Raw genomic sequence first — 18,760 nt, forward strand, 5'->3', positions numbered from 1 at the left:
CCATAAGCAACTTATTTCCCTCCCAGTGATAACACCGTCATTACCGGGAAATGATCCGAGGGGAATTTACCGTGGTAAGTATCAGTTAAAATTCCCCATTTCTGCACTTTAAAATTTTGGGTAGTGAAAATATGGTCGATGATTTCGTTACCATCCAACTTTTTGCCGAAAGCATTAAACGACGCATTAACGGCGTAAGGGTTCTTAGCTTGTTTGTACGTGTCTAGTACCTGACCGGAGTTAGCCACGGTTTGGTACCATTCGCTACCGTGGTCGCCGTTAAAATCGCCGGTTAGAATAACGGGTTCCGGGCCGGCAATTTCTTTTATTTTGCTCAAAATTAATTTGCTGCTTTCTTTGCGGGCCTGTACTCCCTGGTGGTCGTAGTGGACGTTAAAGAAATAAAACTTCTTTTTACTTTGCGTATCCTGTAAATACACCCAGGAACATATACGATTGCAGCAGGTAGCATCCCAACCCAGCGAAGGTTTTTCCGGAGTTTGCGATAACCAGAAATCTCCTTTTTTCAGTAATTTAAAGCGATCTTTTTTATAGAAAATAGCAGAGTGTTCGCCTTTCTCCTGTCCGTCGTCGCGACCTTTGCCGTAACGCTCATAAGCGGGTAAAGCTTGACTAATATCCTCTAATTGATTTTTTAAGCCTTCCTGAGTGCCAAAAATATCAAAATCGTGGAAGCGAATTAAAGCAGATACCACCGGCGCCCGGTCTACCCATAAATTACCCGTATCATTCGGATTATCGTAGCGAATATTAAAAGTACCAACGGTTAGTTGCTGAGCGTAGATAAAACCTGGAAGCCAATTAAGAGCAAACAGAATAAAAAGAACTCGATTTTTTTTCATCGGTTAACGGTTTATAGTTTTAAAGTTGAAGCATTCGGCCCCGAAATTTATAGGAATAAATAATTGCGGCTGCACAAACTTTAAAAATATTCCGAAGCGAGCAACATATTATTATACTCTCACTCATTTAATAAAAGGTTGGTTTTACCTCTATCCCCTTTTCAGATAATAAAGATACAATTGCTTTTATCTATAAAATTTAACTCTCCATATATTATGATAAGTATCACTTACCCAGTTTTTGACCACATTTGCATTTGATAACCGATCAGTAAAGGTGAAAAAATGGAAGAGGGTAAAGGCAAGAGCACCTTTACTAGGAATGTATTTTAGATGCGGGTTTCCTTAAAACAGAAAAATGAATAAAAATGCTTAGTAAACATCGTAAATCTGATTGGAGTCGTGGCGCTCCGGATAAATTATAATTTTACTAAAATCAGGAAAGTCCTTTTTTAGCTTATTAGGTATGGTATCCACTACCTTGCGGTACGAAATGGACTCTTTGCGGGCAGCCGCAAAAACTAATAAATCCTGACTTTGAAAGTTTTGAGTTAGCGACCAAAGATCCTCCCAATTAGTAAAATTAAAAAATTCTAACGGCATGCCGGCACTGGTTTGAGAAGCTATATACGAAATGGCTTCGCGGGTTTTATGGTTACAATAGCAACCAACGGGCAGCGAGAGCTCTACGGCCAGCTTAAATATTTTACTCAGCCAGACTGGGAACCCAACTTCTAATTCGGCTAAGGGTAAACCAATGATACGAATTCTTTTCTGACTGATTAAGGGTGTTTCGAAATGGCAGATAAAGATATTTTTGTTCGTTTTGTTAAGAATGGTTTCCGTTTTATCGCCAATGTACCGCTCCAAGATGGTTGCTCTTTTCGGCCAGGAAACAATAATTGAATCAGCCATAATTTCCCGGGAAATACGGGCAATTCCTTGCGCAATGTTATAATCAATGGTGGCCATTACCTGCACATCTGTTTCGTGAGCCGCGGCAATTTTTACGGTTGCTTCTAATTCTTTTTTAGCTTTCGCTAAATTTTGTTCCGCTTCGGTATTATTGGGTACCACCGACAGTACGGTAATGGGGTGGGGCGACGATTTATCTTTTAACAACAAGGTAAACTCGAGCATCCGCTCTAAGGTAGTTAAGTTGGTAATGGGCAAAAGCAGGTGTTCCGTTCTTAAATTTTCCTGCACGGGCATGACTAGGGAGCCCTCTTCGGCTTCCACTATGGTTTGTTTCGCGGCACTTTCACTCACGAAAGAAGAAATAACGCAGGTAGCCAGAATCAAAATAATGGTACCGTTTAGTATGTTCTCATCCAGAATTTTAGCGTTAAAGCCCACCAATATTACCGCTAAAGTAGCGGCCGCGTGCGCGCTGCTTAACCCAAAAATTAAATTTCGTTGCGATTTATTGTACCGGCAAACGAGTTGCGTAAAAAATGCGGCTAACCACTTCCCCGAAATAGCTACTATCGTTAAAGTAAATGCCACAATTAAAGCGGTTGGGCCGTTCATAATTACCCGTACGTTTACCAGCATACCCACGCTAATCAGAAAAAACGGAATAAAAATAGCGTTGCCAATAAACTCAATCCGGTTCATTAGGGCCGACGAATGCGGAATTAATGGGTTTAAAGCTAATCCGGCCACGAAGGCCCCAATAATAGGTTCTACCCCGGCTACTTCCGCTAAAAATGCCGAAAAAAAGACCACCGATAAAACAAATATATAATGGGAGGTTTTCTCGCTTTCCAGTTTGCTGAAAAACCATTTGGCTACCCGCGGAATAACCAAAAACATAATAGCCGAAAAAATAGCTAATGAACTGGCCAATCGAATCCAAAACGCCTCGGTAAGTCCGCCTTGCTTAGAACCCATAATTACCGCTAATATTACCAGCACCGCCGTATCGGTTAAAATAGTACCGCCCACCGTAATGGCTACCGCCTGGTTTTTAGAAATTCCGTATTTTCCCATAATCGGGTAAGCTACCAAGGTGTGGGTAGCAAACATACTGGCCGTTAAAAAACTGGCGGTAGCATTGTATTGCAAAATGTAATGGCAAACCGGGAACCCAATTGCTAGGGGAATGATAAAGGTAAAAAAGCCAAATAAAAGACTTTTGTATTTATTTTTCTTAAACTCATTTAAATCCAGCTCCAGACCGGCAATAAACATGATGTAGAGTAAGCCAATGGTAGAAAAAAGTTCTACGGCCGAGTTCCGGGTTAAAAAATTTAAACCGTGAGGCCCGATCAGTACCCCGCAAATAATTAAGCCAATAATACCCGGCACCTTGATTCTGCTTAGTAATAGAGGCGCCAGCAGAATGATAAACAAGATAAGCGAAAATACGAGTACCGGATTGGTAAGGGGTGTTTTAAACTCGTGAGCTAAGTGTTCAAAAAAGCTGGTTTCCATAATAGGTAAAATATCCTGGTAAATTCAATAGCTATACTGCTTTAATAAATTATTGGCTGTAAACCCGGTTCATTTATTTAAGCTAAGACTTAGAAAACCGGTTTAAATACTTAAGGTATAATCCATTCCATTCTAAAGAAATAAAGAGCCGCGCAAACGAAAACTTTAAGAAAAATATTCTCCATTATAAAGATTTAAATCACGGCTCAAGAAAATAGTAACTTCGTTTATTCCAGCTATTTTCCGGGAAAAGATTGATTTATATAAATTTTATTAGAACCATTTGGAAGTATAAAGATAGTTTACTTTGTTTGTCTATTATTTCCATAGAGTATATAATAAAGCAGAAGTAAATACGAAACCGTGGTTTTAAACCTACTTTTTGGGAAAGAATGACTAACGGAAATGAGTCAAATTTAAAAAGGGCCTGTAAGTCAAAGCACTTTTCTGGAACAAGAAACAAAATACACAATCGGCTTCCCCGCAGGAAACCGGCCTATAAACATAAACTTTAATCTGACTAAATAATGAAAAAACTACTACCTAAAAGTAGTAAGTGGTTCGTATTGCTTTTATTGTACCACCTACCTTTCCTGAAAAGCATAGCGAATCCGGCGCTTGCCTTTCCGGATAAAGCCAGCATTATTTTAAATTTAATCGATAAACCTGTTACGGGGAAAGTAATATCGGCTGCCGGAGAAGCTTTACCCGGCGTAACGGTGCTTTTAAAGGGTACTACTATTGGTACTACCACCAATTCCGAAGGCGGATTTGAGTTAACCGTGCCGGATAACGGCGGTACATTGGTGGTGTCGTTTATTGGCTATTTAACCAAAGAAGTAGCATTTACCGGCAATGAACCCATCCAGATTAGCTTAGCAGAAGATACCAAAGCACTGGACGAAGTTGTGGTAGTGGGCTATGGTACGCAGCGGTCGCAGGATGTAACGGGCTCGGTAGCTACCGTGGATCAAAAAAATATTAAAAGTTTACCGGTTGCCACCATCGATCAAAAACTTACCGGGCAGGTGGCTGGGGTGCAAATTCAGCAGGTATCGGGGGCACCGGGCGCGGGAACGTCCATTAAAATCCGGGGAAACGGTTCTCTGGGGGCCGGCAACGAACCTTTGTACGTGGTAGATGGCTTGCCTTACTCGGCCGGCATGAACCAAACTACTAATCCATTATTATTCATTAACCCGAACGATATTGAATCGGTAACTATTTTAAAAGATGCTTCTTCCACGGCTATTTACGGGTCGCGGGGGGCCAACGGTGTTATCTTAATAACCACGAAAAAAGGCGCTATCGACCGTACCGAAGTAAATGTTTCGTCGATGCGGGGCGTGCAGCAGGTACCCCAAAAAGGCCGGCCGGAAATGCTGAATTTGCGCGAATTTGCCGAATTGCAGCGCGATAAAATTAACGTAACCGTTCGCCGGCTCGAAAACCGGGAAGCCACCTTAAACGATTACCCCGTAGAATACCAAAACCTGGATAATATTACCGGTAGCGGCACCGATTGGTACGATTTACTTTTACAAACCGCCGCCATTCAGGATCATAATGTGAGCCTTTACAAAGGCACGAAAGATTCCCGCTTAAATTTTAGTCTGGGCTATTTTAAACAGGAAGGAACCGTGCGCTATACCGGGGTGGAACGCTACAGCAGCAAACTGGGCATGGAATCAAACATTGGGAAACACTTGTTAGTAGGCGCTTCGCTGCAGCCGAGTTACATTAAGCAAAACCGCACCAACACCAACGCCAACCGCGAAGATGTGCTGGGTACGGCTATTTGGGCCAATCCGTTTTTGTCGCCGTACGGTGCTAATGGACAGCTGGTGCCCTACTTGGTTTCGCCGCAAAGTAAATACCATTCGGCCTGGAGCTTTGCCAACCCTTTATTCGTGTTACAAGAAACGGTGCAGGATCAGAATATTTTTCAAAATCTGGGCTCCGCGTTTGTGCAGCTAACTTTGTTTAAAGATTTAAAAGCGAAAACCTCCTTATTTACCAATTGGTCTACTTCTAACTATTTTCAATTTGTGCCGAGTACCGTAGGCGCGGCCAATAAACCACCGGTAGCCGGTACGGGACGCTCCACTACCATCCGCGACCAGAGTTTTGATTGGTTAATTGAAAATACCCTGAACTACGATAAAACTTTTGGCAGCCACCAGATAAGCGCGGTTATAGGCTACACCACCCAGAAAAATTCGGCCAGATCCATTAACCTGAACGCCGACCCCTACGCCAACGATTTGCTCGAAACCATTAACGCGGCGCAAACCATTAAAGGTTGGGGGCAGGGTTCCAACGAGTGGAGCATGATTTCGTACCTGGGCCGCGTAAACTACGGCTTTAAGGACCGTTATTTACTAACCGCCACGTTCCGTTCCGATGGTTCTTCCCGGTTCGGCAGCAATAACCGGTATGCCCTTTTCCCGTCTATGGCGGCAGCCTGGCGCCTCTCCGAAGAAAATTTTTTAAAAAATAACCTAGTTGTTTATAGCCTGAAACTGCGGGCGAGCTACGGAAAAAGCGGTAATAACAATATCGGTAATTACGCGCATTTGGCTTCGATTAGTCCGGGTGCTTACGTTTTCGGCAATACGCAGGTAACCGCGGCCAGCGTGGGGTTACCTAATCCCAATCTTACCTGGGAAGAATCAGATCAGTTGGATGCGGGCTTGGATTTAGATTTATTCGAAAACCGTTTGAACCTAGTGGTAGATTTTTATAACCGGAAAAGCAAAAACATGCTCCTGGATAACATTATACCCGCCATTACCGGCTTTAATACCCAAACGGTAAACAAAGGAAACGTCCGGAACCGGGGAGTGGAAATTGCGCTGGGCGGAACTCCTTTGGCCGGTGCGGTACAATGGAACACCAACTTTAACATTGCTTTTAACCGGAACAAAGTTTTATCCCTGAACAGTAACAACGACCGCATTTTAGCCGGTAACAACGATAACAATCCAACGCACATTTCGGTGGTCGGTAAACCCATCGGGCAATTCTTCGGGTACATTTACGAAGGCTTGTATACCGCCGAAGACATGGCGAACCCCAACATTATTAAAACCGCGCAGGTATACGAAGGCAACGTAAAATACCGCGATGTAAACGGCGACGGCATTATCACCGACTTACTCGATTACACCATTATCGGCAATCCGCACCCCGATTTTACCTACGGCTTCACCAATAATTTTTCTTACAAAGGCTTGAGCCTGGGCGTAATTGTAAACGGGCAATACGGCGGCCAGGTCATGAACGGGCTGCGGCAAACCGTGGATAACCTGCAAGGCTTTTTTAACGTGAGCAAAGAATGGGTAAACCGCTGGCGGAGCGCCGACCAACCCGGCGACGGCATGCATTACGGCGTTCCTAAACTTACGCCCAGCTTAGGCCACCGGGTTTCTAACTTATGGGTAGAAGATGCCACTTACTTACGCCTTGCCAACGTAACGCTGGGTTACAACTTACCGCAGAAATGGGTGCAATATACCGGTGCCATTAAAAATTGCCGGCTGTATTTAACCGTGCAAAACCTGGCTACTTTTACTAAATACGGCGGTGCCAACCCCGAAGGACAATCGGTGAACATAAACAATACCCTGGCGCCCGGCTTCGACATGACTTCTTACCCGCTAGCCCGCACTACTTCTTTAGGCATTAATCTTACTTTTTAAATAAGCAGCCAAAGATTGTTTTGGGTTTAAAAAACCGAGTCTCTTTTCCTCTTGATTCACTTTATTTAAATAAAATAATTGCCGTGAAAAAGTATTTAGCTTATATATTCCTGTTATGGCTGCTACCAGCCTGCTCCGATGATTTTCTCGAAATTTACCCCGAATCCAGCCTGAACGAGGGCACTTTTTACAAATCAGAAAAAGAAATTATTCTGTTGGCCAATGGTTGCTACGTGCCCATGCGCAACTACGAAAAAGTAGAACACTGGGTAATGGCCGAGCTTCCTTCGGATAATGCCAGTTTCCAGTACAATACCGCCACCGGCGAGGCTTCTAAAGGCGTAATTGACCAGTTTATTCTGGCTTCCAACAACGTGGCCTACGCCAATTTCTGGAACGCTTCTTACAACGGTATTACCCGCTGCAACAAATTATTATTCGAAATAGATCGTCCGGAAATAACCTGGTCCAAACCCGCGTACAAAGACCGGAGCGCCGGCGAAGCTTTATTTTTGCGGGCCTTGTATTATTTTAATTTAGTACGGCAGTTCGGGGGAGTACCGGTAGTTACCGAACCCATCAGTTCCGAAGAAGCCGTGGAAATTAAAAGATCGCCGGAAGACCAGGTTTACGAAAGAATTATTGCCGATTTAAAAGACGCCGCTACCCGGTTTGCCCAGGCCAAAGAAGTAGATGAAGTAGGTAGGGCCAACGAAGGAGCCGCCCTGGCTTTATTAGGTAAAGTGTACGTTACGCGGCACCAATTTGCTGAAGCCGAAGCACCGCTCAAAGCCGTTATAAACTCCGGCAAATACCTTTTACTACCCAACTACGCCGATGTTTTTAACCCCACCAACAAAGATTTTAAAGAAACCATTTTTGCCATCCAGTTTTCGGAAAACAGCGTGGAGCTGGCAAACCGCTTTATTTTCTGGTTTGCCCCCTGGACTTCCGGCGGAGCCATTACCAACCGCCCGGCCATTAGTTTAGTAGGCGGCGGTTGGAATCAGCCAACGGATGATTTGATTAATGCTTTTGAACCCAGCGATTTACGGAAAGATGTATCCATAAAATACTGGAACGGAAAAGATTGGGATGGACAAGTGCGGGATATTCCGTATTGCGGCAAATACAAACCCCCGGTAACCGCCGCCGACGACCGCACCGGCGATAATTTGCCTGTTTTGCGCTATTCCGATGTATTGTTGTTATACGCCGAAGCTTTAAACGAGATAGGCCGCACCGGCGAAGCAATCTCGTACGTGCAACAGGTACGCGCCCGGGCCGGATTAACCAACGATTTAACCGGTTTAGATAAAGTTTCCTTGGAAAATTTAATTGACAAAGAACGCCAGGTAGAGTTTTGTTTCGAAAACCAACGCTGGTACGACCTGAAACGCACCGGCAAAGCTTTAGCCGTACTTACCGCGCACGGTTTACGCGAAAAAGCCAAAAAATCATTCCTGTATGCCTCGGCTTACGAAATGACACCGAATAAATTGCTGGCCCCCGTACCGGAAGAACAAATATTGGTCAATCAACTAGCGCAAAACCCGGGTTACTAAGCCGGAATTTTAAATTTTTAAAAAATTAGCACGATGAAACAGTTCGCGATTTTATTGATTGTGGCGGGGCTATTTAGTTTTACCCTGACTTCTTCATTAAAAACCGGTGCCCCGCCACCTGCCCGCAAGCCCAATATTGTTTTTATTGTGGTAGATCAATGGCGGGCGCAGGCTACGGGTTATACCGGCGATAAAAATGTACAAACACCTAATTTAGATAAGCTGGCCAGCCAAAGCCTTAATCTTAAAAATGCCGTATCCGGAATGCCGGTTTGTACACCTTACCGGGCTTCGTTATTAACGGGCCAATACCCTTTAACTACCGGCGTTTTTATGAACGATGTAATGCTGGATACGACCAAAACCACTCTGGCCAAAGTTTTTAAAAAAGAAGGCTACCAAACAGGCTTTATTGGAAAATGGCACATCGACGGGCACGGCCGCACCAGTTACATTCCGGAAAACCGCCGCCAGGGCTTTAATTACTGGAAAGCGCTGGAATGTACCCATAACTACAATCAATCACCTTATTATGCCGGTAATTCCGATAAGAAGCTGTTCTGGGAAGGTTATGATGCTATTGCGCAAACTACCGATGCTATTCAGTTTATAAAGGAGCAAGCCCAAAAACCAAATCCGTTTATGCTGTTTCTTTCCATTGGTCCGCCGCACGATCCGTACCAGACCGCCCCGGAAAACTACAAAAAGCTGTACGCCGATAAAGAAATTAAAATAAACCCGAATGTGCCGCAGGAGTTTCGCGAAAAAGCTACCAAAGACTTAAAAGGCTATTACGCCCACGTTACCGCCATTGATGATTGCATGGGCCAAGTATGGGAAACCTTAAAACAAACCGGCATTGAGAAAAATACGATTCTGGTGTTTACCGCCGACCACGGTGATTTGCTGGGTGCGCACGGTTCCTGGAATAAACAACAACCCTACGAAGAAAGCATCCGGGTACCCTTCCTGGTTCATTATCCGGCTGTTTTCGGCAATACCCAAAAAACATCTCCTATTCTGATTAACACGCCCGATATTATGCCTACTTTACTCAGTCTGACCAATACCAAAATTCCGGCTTCGGTAGAAGGAGTAGATTTTTCGGGCGTTTTAAAGGGTACTGCCAAAGATAAAGTAACGCATACGGTAATCTCATGTGTGCAGCCTTTCGGGCAATGGAACCGCTCGAAAGGCGGGCGCGAATACCGTGGCCTGGTAACCACCCAGTACACTTACGCGCGCGACCTGAAAGGTCCTTGGCTGTTATTCGATAATACGAAAGATCCGTTCCAGCAAAATAATCTGGTAGGCCAGCCGGCTTTTGCCGAAACGCAGCAAAAACTGGATAACTTACTCTCAGCTACTCTAAAACAGCGCAAAGATGATTTTAAGCCCGGTATGGAGTACGTAAAACAATGGAATTACGTGGTAGACGAAACCGAAACGGTACCTTATAACAAAATCAACTTCGAAGGAAAACCGATTCTCGAATAAATGCTGGATGAATGAAAAATTTTAAAAATTTTGCGGCTTTAGGAGTTCTTTACTTGCTGTTCGCGGGTGTTTTTTACTCGTTTCGGCAAAAAGAAACGAAAAAGCCTAATATTATTGTGGTGGTAACCGACGATCACCGCTGGGATGCCTTGGGCACCATGGGCAACAAAATAATCCAAACTCCTCACCTGGACAAACTGGCGCGGAAAGGTTTATTATTTAAAAATGCGTACGTTACCACGGCTATTTGCATGGTAAGCCGGGCCAGTATGCTCAGCGGGCAGTACTTATCGCGGCATAAAATCAACGAATTCACCACCGATTTCAGTAAAGAAGCCGTGGAGCAAACTTATCCTATTTTACTCAAAAAAGCAGGGTACAAAATTGGCTTTATCAACAAATACGGGGTGGGGCAGAAAAATCAACCGACAGATTACTTCGATTATTGGACCTGCACCCCCAAACTGCAACCCGACTACGAAATGCACGACGAAGCGGGTAACTTTATTCATAACACCGATCAAACTGACCGTGACATTCAGGATTTTTTAAATAAGTTTGGGCAAAAAGAGCCTTTTTGTTTATCGGTGGGCTTTAAAGCGCCGCATGAGCAAGACGGCGATCCGCCGCGGTTTATTGTGCAGGAAAAATTTAAAAATTTATACCAAAATGTAACCATCCCCACTCCCGAAACCGCCGACCCCAAGTATTGGAACAGCTTTCCGGCGTTTTTTAAGAACGATAAAAACATTGCCCGCGTCCGCTGGAAGCCTTTATTTTCTACTCCAGAGTTAGCCCAGGAAACCACCAAAAATTACTACCGTTTAATTACCGGCGTCGACGAAGTAATCGGCAATATGGTAGCCAAACTGGAAAAACTGGGCATTGCCGATAATACCGTTATTATTTTCATCGGCGACAACGGCTTTTATTTAGGCGAACACGGCCTGAAAGGCAAATGGTTTGGCCACGAAGAATCTATCCGGGTGCCTTTAATCATTTACGATCCCCGGCAGCTCAACTCATTAAAAGGCAAAGCTATAAATGAAATAGCCTTAAATATTGATATTGCTCCCACTATTTTAAAGTTAGCGAACCAGCCCATTCCTGCTCAGATGCAAGGTCTGGATTTACTGGCCGTAGCCGCGCATAAACCGGGAACCTCCCGGCCAAATTTCTTTTACGAGCATACTTTTATGGGCAGTCCGCGTTTGCCGAAAGTAGAAGGGGTAGTGAGCCGGGAAATGAAGTACATGAATTTTATCGAACACGGGTACGAAGAATTGTACGATTTAAAAAAAGACCCGCAGGAAAAGCAAAATCTGGCTGCTAATCCTACCTATCAAGCCCAATTGCAAAAGTTACGCTTACGTTACCAGCAATTAAAACAAGAGGTGCAGTAAGTACAACATAATTTTGTATTTAAATTTACCTGTCTTTTCATTAATGGATTTCCACTGAGCCCTTTTAAGGTTCAGAATAACAGTGCTGATGTATTTGAGCCGTACCCTGTTTGCCTCCCTAGCTAAACGGGTGGCAATTGCTCGTAGCTACTGCCTTGCTTGTACTTCCTGATTATTTCAATTCAAAATAAGGTATAGGCTTACAGATTCGTAAATCATACGTATCTAACATATAATCCATACTACTTTCCAAAAGATTTACTCGTGAGCTTTCTTAACCTCTGGTAGCCTGATACTTGCATCCGTTTACCTCTTAGTAAATTAAGGCATTTAGGCGATGGTAGAGCAACTTTTTCTACTTGCTTCCTTATAAGTAATTATCTATCAAAGGCTAGTAAAATAGCCTCGATTATTTTTAGCAATTACGGATGATAAGTGTCATAATACCTACTTACAACGAAAGCGAGCACATTGTAAATACCATTCAAGCTTTATATAAAAAAGGAGCCGTTAGTGCTATTTCGGAGGTACTAGTAGTGGATGGAGGCAGTACGGATAACACCGTACAAAAGGCCGCTGCCACTGGAGCAATCGTAATTATTAGTAAGAAAAAAGGCCGGGCGGTACAGTTAAACTATGCCGCTGCTCAGGCAAAAGGATCTATTCTGTACTTCCTGCATGCCGATACCATTCCTCCGGCGGGATTTACCAGCGATATTATTCAATCCGTTCAAGCGGGGTATAACAGCGGCTGCTTTCTCTTGAGTTTTGATAGGAACCATTGGTTTTTAAAAGCTAATTGCTGGTTTACCCGGTTCCCGGCAGTTTTTTTCCGTTTTGGCGATCAAAGCTTGTATGTAACCAAAAAAGATTTTGAAAAAGTAGGGGGTTATAATGAAGCCCATCGCGTTTTAGAAGACCAGGAAATTATTAAACGTTTAAAAAAAATCAGCCGATTTACTATCATCAAAAAGCCAGTTCTAACTTCTGCCCGTAAATATGTAAACAATGGTATTTATAAAACCCAGGGTATTTTTTTTCTGATTTATGGCCTATACTGCCTCGGATTTTCGCAGAACAGGTTAGTCAGTACCTACAAGAAATTGATTTTAGAAGACAAAATGTAGCTCCTTATCTACTCTTATGAAGCCTAACGATGAAAATGCCAAACTGCCGGTTGCAGAAAGACCCTTTCGGATATTGATTATTTCGGGCTCGGACCGGAGACAGTATAATTGTCCGGGGGTAAATAGCAAATCCAGAACCTTAATGCTGCAAATGGCAGAAATGCTGCCCCCGGAATGGGAAGTGGATTACGAAGATTTAGGTAATGTTTATGGCCGCGCCCGGATTCAAAGCTGCAACGCGTGCGCCTCTACTTCTATGGCGCTGTGCGTATGGCCGTGCAACTGCTACGAGAAAAACAGCTCTTCCGAACCCGATTTACTCTGGGACCTGGATATGTACGCGCGCCTGGATATGGCCGATGCCTGGGCCATTATTGGTCCGATAAACTGGTACGGCCCGACCAGTAATTTAAAATTAATGTTCGACCGGCTGGTTTGCATGAACGGCGGCAATCCCGATGAAAATTCCATTGACCACAAAGACCCGGAAAAAGCCATGGCCCTGGAGCACCAGGAAAAATGGCAGCACATGAGCCAAAACCACCTGGAGGGCCGAACCGCCGCTTTTTTCTGTTACGGCGACGAAGGCGCCGATGAAATGGACGAAACCGGCCGGCCTAAAATCCTGCGCCACAAACATTATTTTAACCCGGAGAATGAGCCTTTTACGCGCGAGCGCGAGGCGTATGCCCCATTAGTCTGGCAGTGCCGGTACGGCGGCGTGGAAGTACCGGATAATTTGTGGGTTCATGGCACCACTGGCAAAGGCCGGAAATACAGCGACAACCAGGCCGAACACATGATTCAGGAAACTGAATTTATGGCTACCTTTAACCAGTGGGTGCAAGACTTTACCGCTTTTGTAGCCCAAAAAGGCAAAGTACCTCCCAATCAATACCGGGCTTATGGCTATAAAAGACCTCAGAATGTACTTAAAGAACTAAAAACAGGTATTCGCTCCTGGAAATTACGCTTCGGATTAGCGCCGGAAGATTCTTCTAACCAGGCCCAAAAAGACCTGGGTCTAAATAACGATACTACCTTAACCCCTCAAAAAAGCGAAGGAGAAAAATTAAGGAATAAATAAAATAGTTTTAAAATCGAGTAGCCTACTCGCTTACTTGTTGTTGTATAAAGAACAATTCGGTGAACTATAAAAACAAAAAAGCCGGTAAATTTTATATTTACCGGCTTTTTTGTTTTTATAGTAGCTTTTGCAGAGAGAGAGGGATTCGAACCCCCGGACCTGTTACAGTCAACGGTTTTCAAGACCGCCGCAATCGACCACTCTGCCATCTCTCTTTAGTGGTACAAAAGTATACTTTTACTCGAAAACCACAAAAAAATTAGTAAAATTTGTTTTCACCAATGCTGTAACGCGTTTATTCTGAAAGAGTTTATTTTTAGAAAGCTCTTTTAAAGAAAAAATTATGGAGGCATTCCGTATCCGTTAGAGTTTCATTCTCTTTTCGGAAAAATACAGAGCCGGAAGATCTTTGATTACATCATAAAATGAAAAAATTCTTCAAATTTAGAGTAAAATTTTGGACGCTGTTCGAATGAGTATACTTACCCGGGTTAAACTTTTTTGGTTGATTTTCTTTCTTTTACCGGTTAACTTAATTGCCCAATTTTTACCCCGGGATATAACATCCGGCAAATTCTATTATTCCGAAGAAGTGCTGGTAAAAGATGGCCCGCAGCAGGATTTATACCATCGGGCAAAATCCTGGTTTGCCTCTCTTGGTCAAAATAAAAAAACTTTGCGGCAGGATGATAGCGTTAACGGAATGGTAATAGGAGATATTCGTTCTATCATTTCCGTTTTTGACGGCCACCAAAATCAGAAATTTAAATTAGGGTACACGGTACACGTACAATTAACCGATGACCGTTACTGGCTAAGTTTAACCGATTTTCAGTTACAAAATTTATCTTTATTAAAAGAATCCGGCTCAGCTAAAGAGACACCAATAAACAATCAACCCCTGGAAGCCTGGCTAAAACCCCAAAGTCAGGTAAATTTAAAAGACAAAGAGCCAATTTATATGAAAGGGTTAGAGAATGCGGTTTATAAAAGTATATTTACTCAATTAAAAGATTTAAAAGCGCATATGCTTTAGTTTGAAATAGTTGTATTTTATTCGCCAACAGAATAGGCACTTAAAATTAGGTCCGTAACATACATGATAGTTCTTGTGCCTAACCACGGAGTTCAACCCAATACCTGATAAAAGTCTAATTATAATCGAAAATTTAAACGCGACACTATGTTAATCTTTTTCGTTTTAGTAGAATTTTTGATCAAAGGATTCGTTTATTCCGCTCCGGCGCCTCGTTTTGAAGAGCAAACCTTAGATAAAAACCTTAGTATTGGCTACGGACTGGCCATTGGCGATGTGGATGGCGACCAAAAACCGGATATATTACTGGCCGACCAAAAGCAATTTGTCTGGTACCGCAACGGCGACTGGAAGCGTTTTGTGCTGGCCGAAAATTTAACCGAGCGCGATAATGTGTGCATTGCCGCCCGTGACCTGAACAAGGACGGCAAAGTAGAAATAGCTGTTGGCGCCCAATGGAACCCCGGTGAAACTTCAGATACTATTCAATCCGGCGCCGTTTTCTATTTAATCCGGCCCCAAGATCCTACCCAAAAATGGGAAGCCGTACGTTTACCCCACGAACCCACCGTACACCGGATGCGCTGGGTAAAAGCTGCTAATGGGGCTGCGTACTTGGTGGTAGTTCCGTTGCATGGCCGTGGTAATAAAAACGGCGAGGGCAAAGGCGTAAAAATTCAGGCCTACCAGCTGCCAACCAATCCGCGCCAAACCTGGCCAATTTTTATAGTTGATGATAATTTGCACTTAACTCATAACCTGGAGGTGGCCGAAACGAAAAACGCTTCCCGTACCGACCTGTATGTGGCCAGTAAAGAAGGAATTCGCTTACTTACCGGCCTCAATCCCCAACAAGCTACAAGCCAAACTGTAAAAATAACGGGGGTAGAGCAAGCCGCGGGGGAAGTGCGCTTAGGCAAAGGCAAGGGCAATCAAAAATTTCTGGCTACTATAGAACCCATGCACGGCACCACGCTCGCGGTACATTTACTGGGTAACACTCCTACCCGGCAGGTGTTAGATGAAAATTTAAAAGAAGGTCATGCCTTGGCTACCGCCGATGTATTAGGTTTAGGCTACGACCAGGTAGTAGCCGGCTGGCGAATTCCGAACGCAGAAAACAACGTAGGCGTTAAACTTTACGTGCCCGGTAATCAACCAAGTAAACCCTGGCAGTCCTTTTGGATTGATGAAAACGGCATGGCCACGGAAGACCTCCAGGTACATGATTTAAATGCCGATGGCAAACCGGATATCATTGCGGCGGGTCGGGCAACTAAAAATTTAAAAATTTACTGGAACAAGTCTTAAACGGAAACTAACCATTCTTATGCTTTTAAAAGGCTATCCGGCTAAATCTTATTTTATCCGTGAATATTCCGCTTATGAAGAAAACCGTTCAACCTTCCCAAATTTCTTCGGGTTAGGCAATTTGCCAGTTGGGATTTCACTTAATTACCTTTAAAAGCAACTTTCGGATTGTCCGGCCAAAGAAAGGCCTGCCAAATGGTTAGACGTAAGCGAAACGTGCTCGCCCCAACTTTCGCCTTTGAAGTTATGACTTCCGGCCCATGTTTCTTAAATACCTGGTTAGGGTCAGTATTATTGCTTTTCGTACCAACTCAGAATATCCCCGGCGACTAATTCCCAACTTGGTTCTCCGTGAATGAGCAGGATGGATTTGGATAGGGCCATACTATTTTAGATTAAGTAAAATCGGAGTCTTATTACCCCGTAAAGATTAGAGGAAAGAAACGCGCCTAAGACGGAAGGAAGAGATACCTGGCGGGGAATTTACGTGAGCCCCAATCCTATATTTGCTCCGCATTATTCCTTCACTTGCCTTTTGTTTTCGCGGAAAGCTATTCCCGGATAAAGCCGGCATGGTAGGGTAAAATAGTAGCCCCTAAAGCTTTTACCGCCTCTTCGGCCTCTTTGGATAGGTTGCCGAATACTTCGAAACGGGTAATGGGAGCAATGGCCAGGAGTTCGGGTAGCATCGGCCCGACATTGGCAAAATGGGCGAGAACCGCCTCTGAATGTTGAAACCATTCCACTAAGTACGCCTTACTTTCCGCCTCATTCAAGTAAATTTGAAAAGCATTGGTATCGGGTTCCTGGCTTTGAATAGCTTCCAGGAAGGATTGCATCATTTTTCTGAACTCCTCTATTTTGCCCGGAGCAATAGTAAGCTCGACGGTGTATTGCACTTGCTTGGTCATACCGGATTTTTGTGGGTGAACAATAAATTTGTCTTTTTGGGGGAATGCTACTATTTCATTACTTGCCAGGATGGAATTAAAGGTGGCTGCACCTGGAGGGAAGGAGCCGCCCCATTCTTCTAGGGATACTCACATGTATTAAGGTTTGGCCGTCATTCCTTCTACTCCTCTCCCAATGCGGGCGCATGTTACTACTTACGGCTTAAATCTGCAATACTGATTTTTCAGTATTTTTAGCCTTAGATAATAGCAGCAGAATCCCTTTATTTCCGGTAATAGAAGCTAAACGTATTCTTAAAGAGCCTCCTTCAGGGGTATTTGGGCCTTCTTATCTGTTTACACGTATAAAAATGATGAGCGTTTTAAAGATGCGTTTAGATTCCTTTTCCATACGTTTACTTCTAAAACTATTTTAAGGGTTAACCGGTCAAAAAAAAGGAGAGTAGTTACACCTTCGGGTACAGTTTTAAAGAAAGGAGAAGTTCTGTCGGCAGGTTTTAAAGCCAATCTACACCTTTCCTTATCCTGTTCTATTAATCTTACGCTTAACCGGACTTTTCCACGATGGTATCTTAACTTTTAGTCTGGAGCTAGGTTTTGCTGAAATATTTCGGGAAGGTACTGGGAATAAGCTCATCCACCGCGCCGGTCTGAGTCCTCCAGGTGAATGTTGCCCTAAATAAAATTAAGGAAGCCCGGCATCAGACCACGAATAAATCAGATGCTTCCCCATTATATGCCGGATGAACCGAAAAGGTTCGAGAGAGAATAAAGTCTTCTACTGATAAGGTAAAAAATGGGTTGTAAAAAACTAACTCTACAGACTAATTGAAGCATTTTCTCGGATAACAATTGCTACGTTAGAAACTATTTCAGGCTTTTGTCCGATAAATAAATTTTATAACGTACTGGCTTTGCGGCGTAGCTGCCGTATAGGTGTGGTTATCCTTCGTTTGTTTTCATCTGTTCAATAGATTGTCTACTTAAACCAGTTAGTTCAATAATGTCATCAACTGATAAGCCCATTTTTAAGGCTCTTTTAGCTATTTCTATTGCTTTTTCTTCCTTGGCTGTATCTAATGAATTCTTTAAGTCTCGGTAATACTTTAAGCTATCCTCATAGGAGCGGACCTGGTCGGGCGTGAATTTGGCTATCTCGGCTGTTTCAAACAATTTTTCAAATACCCGCTCTCTCAACTTATCTGGTACTTTGTCCAGCCGATTTAGATTTCTTATCACGTACAGCCATTTGTCAAACCTAGTCTCCAATTCTTCCCCCGTTTTGTTGAACTTGGGCATTTTTAGGTATATAAAAGTGGGTTTATCGTAGAATACCTCTTTAGTTTCGGTATCTGTTAATTTAATGTCGTAGCGGAACTTACTAGGTGCATTCTTATCTTCCGCAAATACAAAGTCCAGTAGGGCTATGGTATAAACCGCCTTTAGCTTATAGTTCCAGTCGGCTCGTTTGGCTTGTTCCCTGATTGGGAAAGTGGAATAATAAACGGTTCTATCCTTGAAGAAGTTTTGTTTAGTTTTTTGTAATTCTACAATAAACTTCTCGCCTCTTTCATTCTCACAGTATAGGTCGAAGATAGCCTTTCTGTCCAGTTCACTAGTACCTAAATGTTCACTTTAAAGGTAAGTTAAATCTTTTATCTCGCCTTGTTCTTCTTTTAACAAAACACTTAAAAAGTCAAGTAGCAGGTCTTTATTAGGCTCTTCCCCGAATAGCTTTTTGAAGCCGTAATCGGTAAAAGGGTTTATCTATTTTTCTGTAAATTCAGCCATTATCAAGAATATACTTTATCCAAAGATAGATA

Annotated in this window: 11 protein-coding genes, 1 tRNA gene and 1 pseudogene; 8 read left to right on the top strand and 5 right to left on the bottom strand. The window is 43.3% G+C overall.

What is annotated here, in order from left to right; genetic code table 11:
• Positions 1 to 11: 11 nt before the first annotated feature.
• The gene (locus tag AHMF7605_RS09615) at positions 12 to 863 is read right to left on the bottom strand and encodes an endonuclease/exonuclease/phosphatase family protein (RefSeq protein WP_106928714.1); all 852 of its coding nucleotides are present in this window, start codon (positions 861 to 863) and stop codon (positions 12 to 14) included.
• Between the two features lie 372 nt (positions 864 to 1,235).
• Positions 1,236 to 3,299, bottom strand: a complete 2,064-nt coding sequence (locus AHMF7605_RS09620; RefSeq protein WP_106928716.1) for a cation:proton antiporter — start codon at positions 3,297 to 3,299, stop codon at positions 1,236 to 1,238.
• A gap of 527 nt (positions 3,300 to 3,826) precedes the next feature.
• On the opposite strand from AHMF7605_RS09620, the gene AHMF7605_RS09625 reads away from it, so the two are divergent.
• The 6 genes from AHMF7605_RS09625 (at position 3,827) to AHMF7605_RS09650 (ending at position 13,679) form a co-directional block, all read left to right on the top strand.
• Entirely contained in the window at positions 3,827 to 7,000 is a 3,174-nt protein-coding gene (locus tag AHMF7605_RS09625) for a SusC/RagA family TonB-linked outer membrane protein (protein WP_106928718.1), read from the top strand.
• Between the two features lie 83 nt (positions 7,001 to 7,083).
• Entirely contained in the window at positions 7,084 to 8,565 is a 1,482-nt protein-coding gene (locus tag AHMF7605_RS09630) for a RagB/SusD family nutrient uptake outer membrane protein (RefSeq protein ID WP_233218996.1), read from the top strand.
• 33 nt (positions 8,566 to 8,598) lie between these two features.
• Positions 8,599 to 10,062 carry a sulfatase family protein gene (locus tag AHMF7605_RS09635; RefSeq protein WP_106928719.1) on the top strand — a complete coding sequence of 488 codons (1,464 nt, stop codon included), beginning with the start codon at positions 8,599 to 8,601 and terminating at the stop codon, positions 10,060 to 10,062.
• An 11-nt stretch (positions 10,063 to 10,073) separates the two neighbouring features.
• On the top strand, positions 10,074 to 11,465 hold the full coding sequence (locus AHMF7605_RS09640) for a sulfatase family protein (RefSeq protein WP_106928721.1): 1,392 nt from the start codon (positions 10,074 to 10,076) through the stop codon (positions 11,463 to 11,465).
• A gap of 428 nt (positions 11,466 to 11,893) precedes the next feature.
• On the top strand, positions 11,894 to 12,592 hold the full coding sequence (locus AHMF7605_RS09645; protein ID WP_106928723.1) for a TIGR04283 family arsenosugar biosynthesis glycosyltransferase: 699 nt from the start codon (positions 11,894 to 11,896) through the stop codon (positions 12,590 to 12,592).
• Between the two features lie 16 nt (positions 12,593 to 12,608).
• Positions 12,609 to 13,679 carry an NAD(P)H-dependent oxidoreductase gene (locus tag AHMF7605_RS09650; RefSeq protein WP_106928725.1) on the top strand — a complete coding sequence of 357 codons (1,071 nt, stop codon included), beginning with the start codon at positions 12,609 to 12,611 and terminating at the stop codon, positions 13,677 to 13,679.
• 130 nt (positions 13,680 to 13,809) lie between these two features.
• On the opposite strand, the gene AHMF7605_RS09655 is transcribed toward AHMF7605_RS09650, so the two are convergent.
• Positions 13,810 to 13,894: transfer RNA gene (locus AHMF7605_RS09655), tRNA-Ser, on the bottom strand.
• A 257-nt stretch (positions 13,895 to 14,151) separates the two neighbouring features.
• On the opposite strand from AHMF7605_RS09655, the gene AHMF7605_RS09660 reads away from it, so the two are divergent.
• Together AHMF7605_RS09660 and AHMF7605_RS09665 are read left to right on the top strand one after the other, a co-directional pair.
• Positions 14,152 to 14,715, top strand: coding sequence for a DUF4468 domain-containing protein (locus AHMF7605_RS09660; RefSeq protein WP_106928727.1), 564 nt, complete (start codon positions 14,152 to 14,154; stop codon positions 14,713 to 14,715).
• 147 nt (positions 14,716 to 14,862) lie between these two features.
• Positions 14,863 to 16,026, top strand: a complete 1,164-nt coding sequence (locus AHMF7605_RS09665) for an FG-GAP repeat domain-containing protein (protein WP_106928729.1) — start codon at positions 14,863 to 14,865, stop codon at positions 16,024 to 16,026.
• 551 nt (positions 16,027 to 16,577) lie between these two features.
• Here the strand turns inward: AHMF7605_RS09665 and AHMF7605_RS09670 are convergent.
• Both AHMF7605_RS09670 and AHMF7605_RS09675 read right to left on the bottom strand, forming a co-directional pair.
• Entirely contained in the window at positions 16,578 to 16,937 is a 360-nt protein-coding gene (locus tag AHMF7605_RS09670) for a putative quinol monooxygenase (protein ID WP_106928731.1), read from the bottom strand.
• 942 nt (positions 16,938 to 17,879) lie between these two features.
• Positions 17,880 to 18,704, bottom strand: a pseudogene (locus AHMF7605_RS09675) (Rpn family recombination-promoting nuclease/putative transposase).
• Between the last annotated feature and the right edge of the window lie 56 nt (positions 18,705 to 18,760).

Source organism: Adhaeribacter arboris, assembly GCF_003023845.1.
Taxonomy (GTDB): domain Bacteria; phylum Bacteroidota; class Bacteroidia; order Cytophagales; family Hymenobacteraceae; genus Adhaeribacter; species Adhaeribacter arboris.

Bases quoted from the DNA above. Each gene is read 5' to 3' on its own strand.
- AHMF7605_RS09615 (WP_106928714.1), bottom strand. From the start codon at position 863: ATGAAAAAAAATCGAGTTCTTTTTATTCTGTTTGCTCTTAATTGGCTT.
- AHMF7605_RS09620 (WP_106928716.1), bottom strand. From the start codon at position 3,299: ATGGAAACCAGCTTTTTTGAACACTTAGCTCACGAGTTTAAAACACCC.
- AHMF7605_RS09625 (WP_106928718.1), top strand. From the start codon at position 3,827: ATGAAAAAACTACTACCTAAAAGTAGTAAGTGGTTCGTATTGCTTTTA.
- AHMF7605_RS09635 (WP_106928719.1), top strand. From the start codon at position 8,599: ATGAAACAGTTCGCGATTTTATTGATTGTGGCGGGGCTATTTAGTTTT.
- AHMF7605_RS09640 (WP_106928721.1), top strand. From the start codon at position 10,074: ATGAAAAATTTTAAAAATTTTGCGGCTTTAGGAGTTCTTTACTTGCTG.
- AHMF7605_RS09645 (WP_106928723.1), top strand. From the start codon at position 11,894: ATGATAAGTGTCATAATACCTACTTACAACGAAAGCGAGCACATTGTA.
- AHMF7605_RS09650 (WP_106928725.1), top strand. From the start codon at position 12,609: ATGAAGCCTAACGATGAAAATGCCAAACTGCCGGTTGCAGAAAGACCC.
- AHMF7605_RS09660 (WP_106928727.1), top strand. From the start codon at position 14,152: ATGAGTATACTTACCCGGGTTAAACTTTTTTGGTTGATTTTCTTTCTT.
- AHMF7605_RS09665 (WP_106928729.1), top strand. From the start codon at position 14,863: ATGTTAATCTTTTTCGTTTTAGTAGAATTTTTGATCAAAGGATTCGTT.
- AHMF7605_RS09670 (WP_106928731.1), bottom strand. From the start codon at position 16,937: ATGACCAAGCAAGTGCAATACACCGTCGAGCTTACTATTGCTCCGGGC.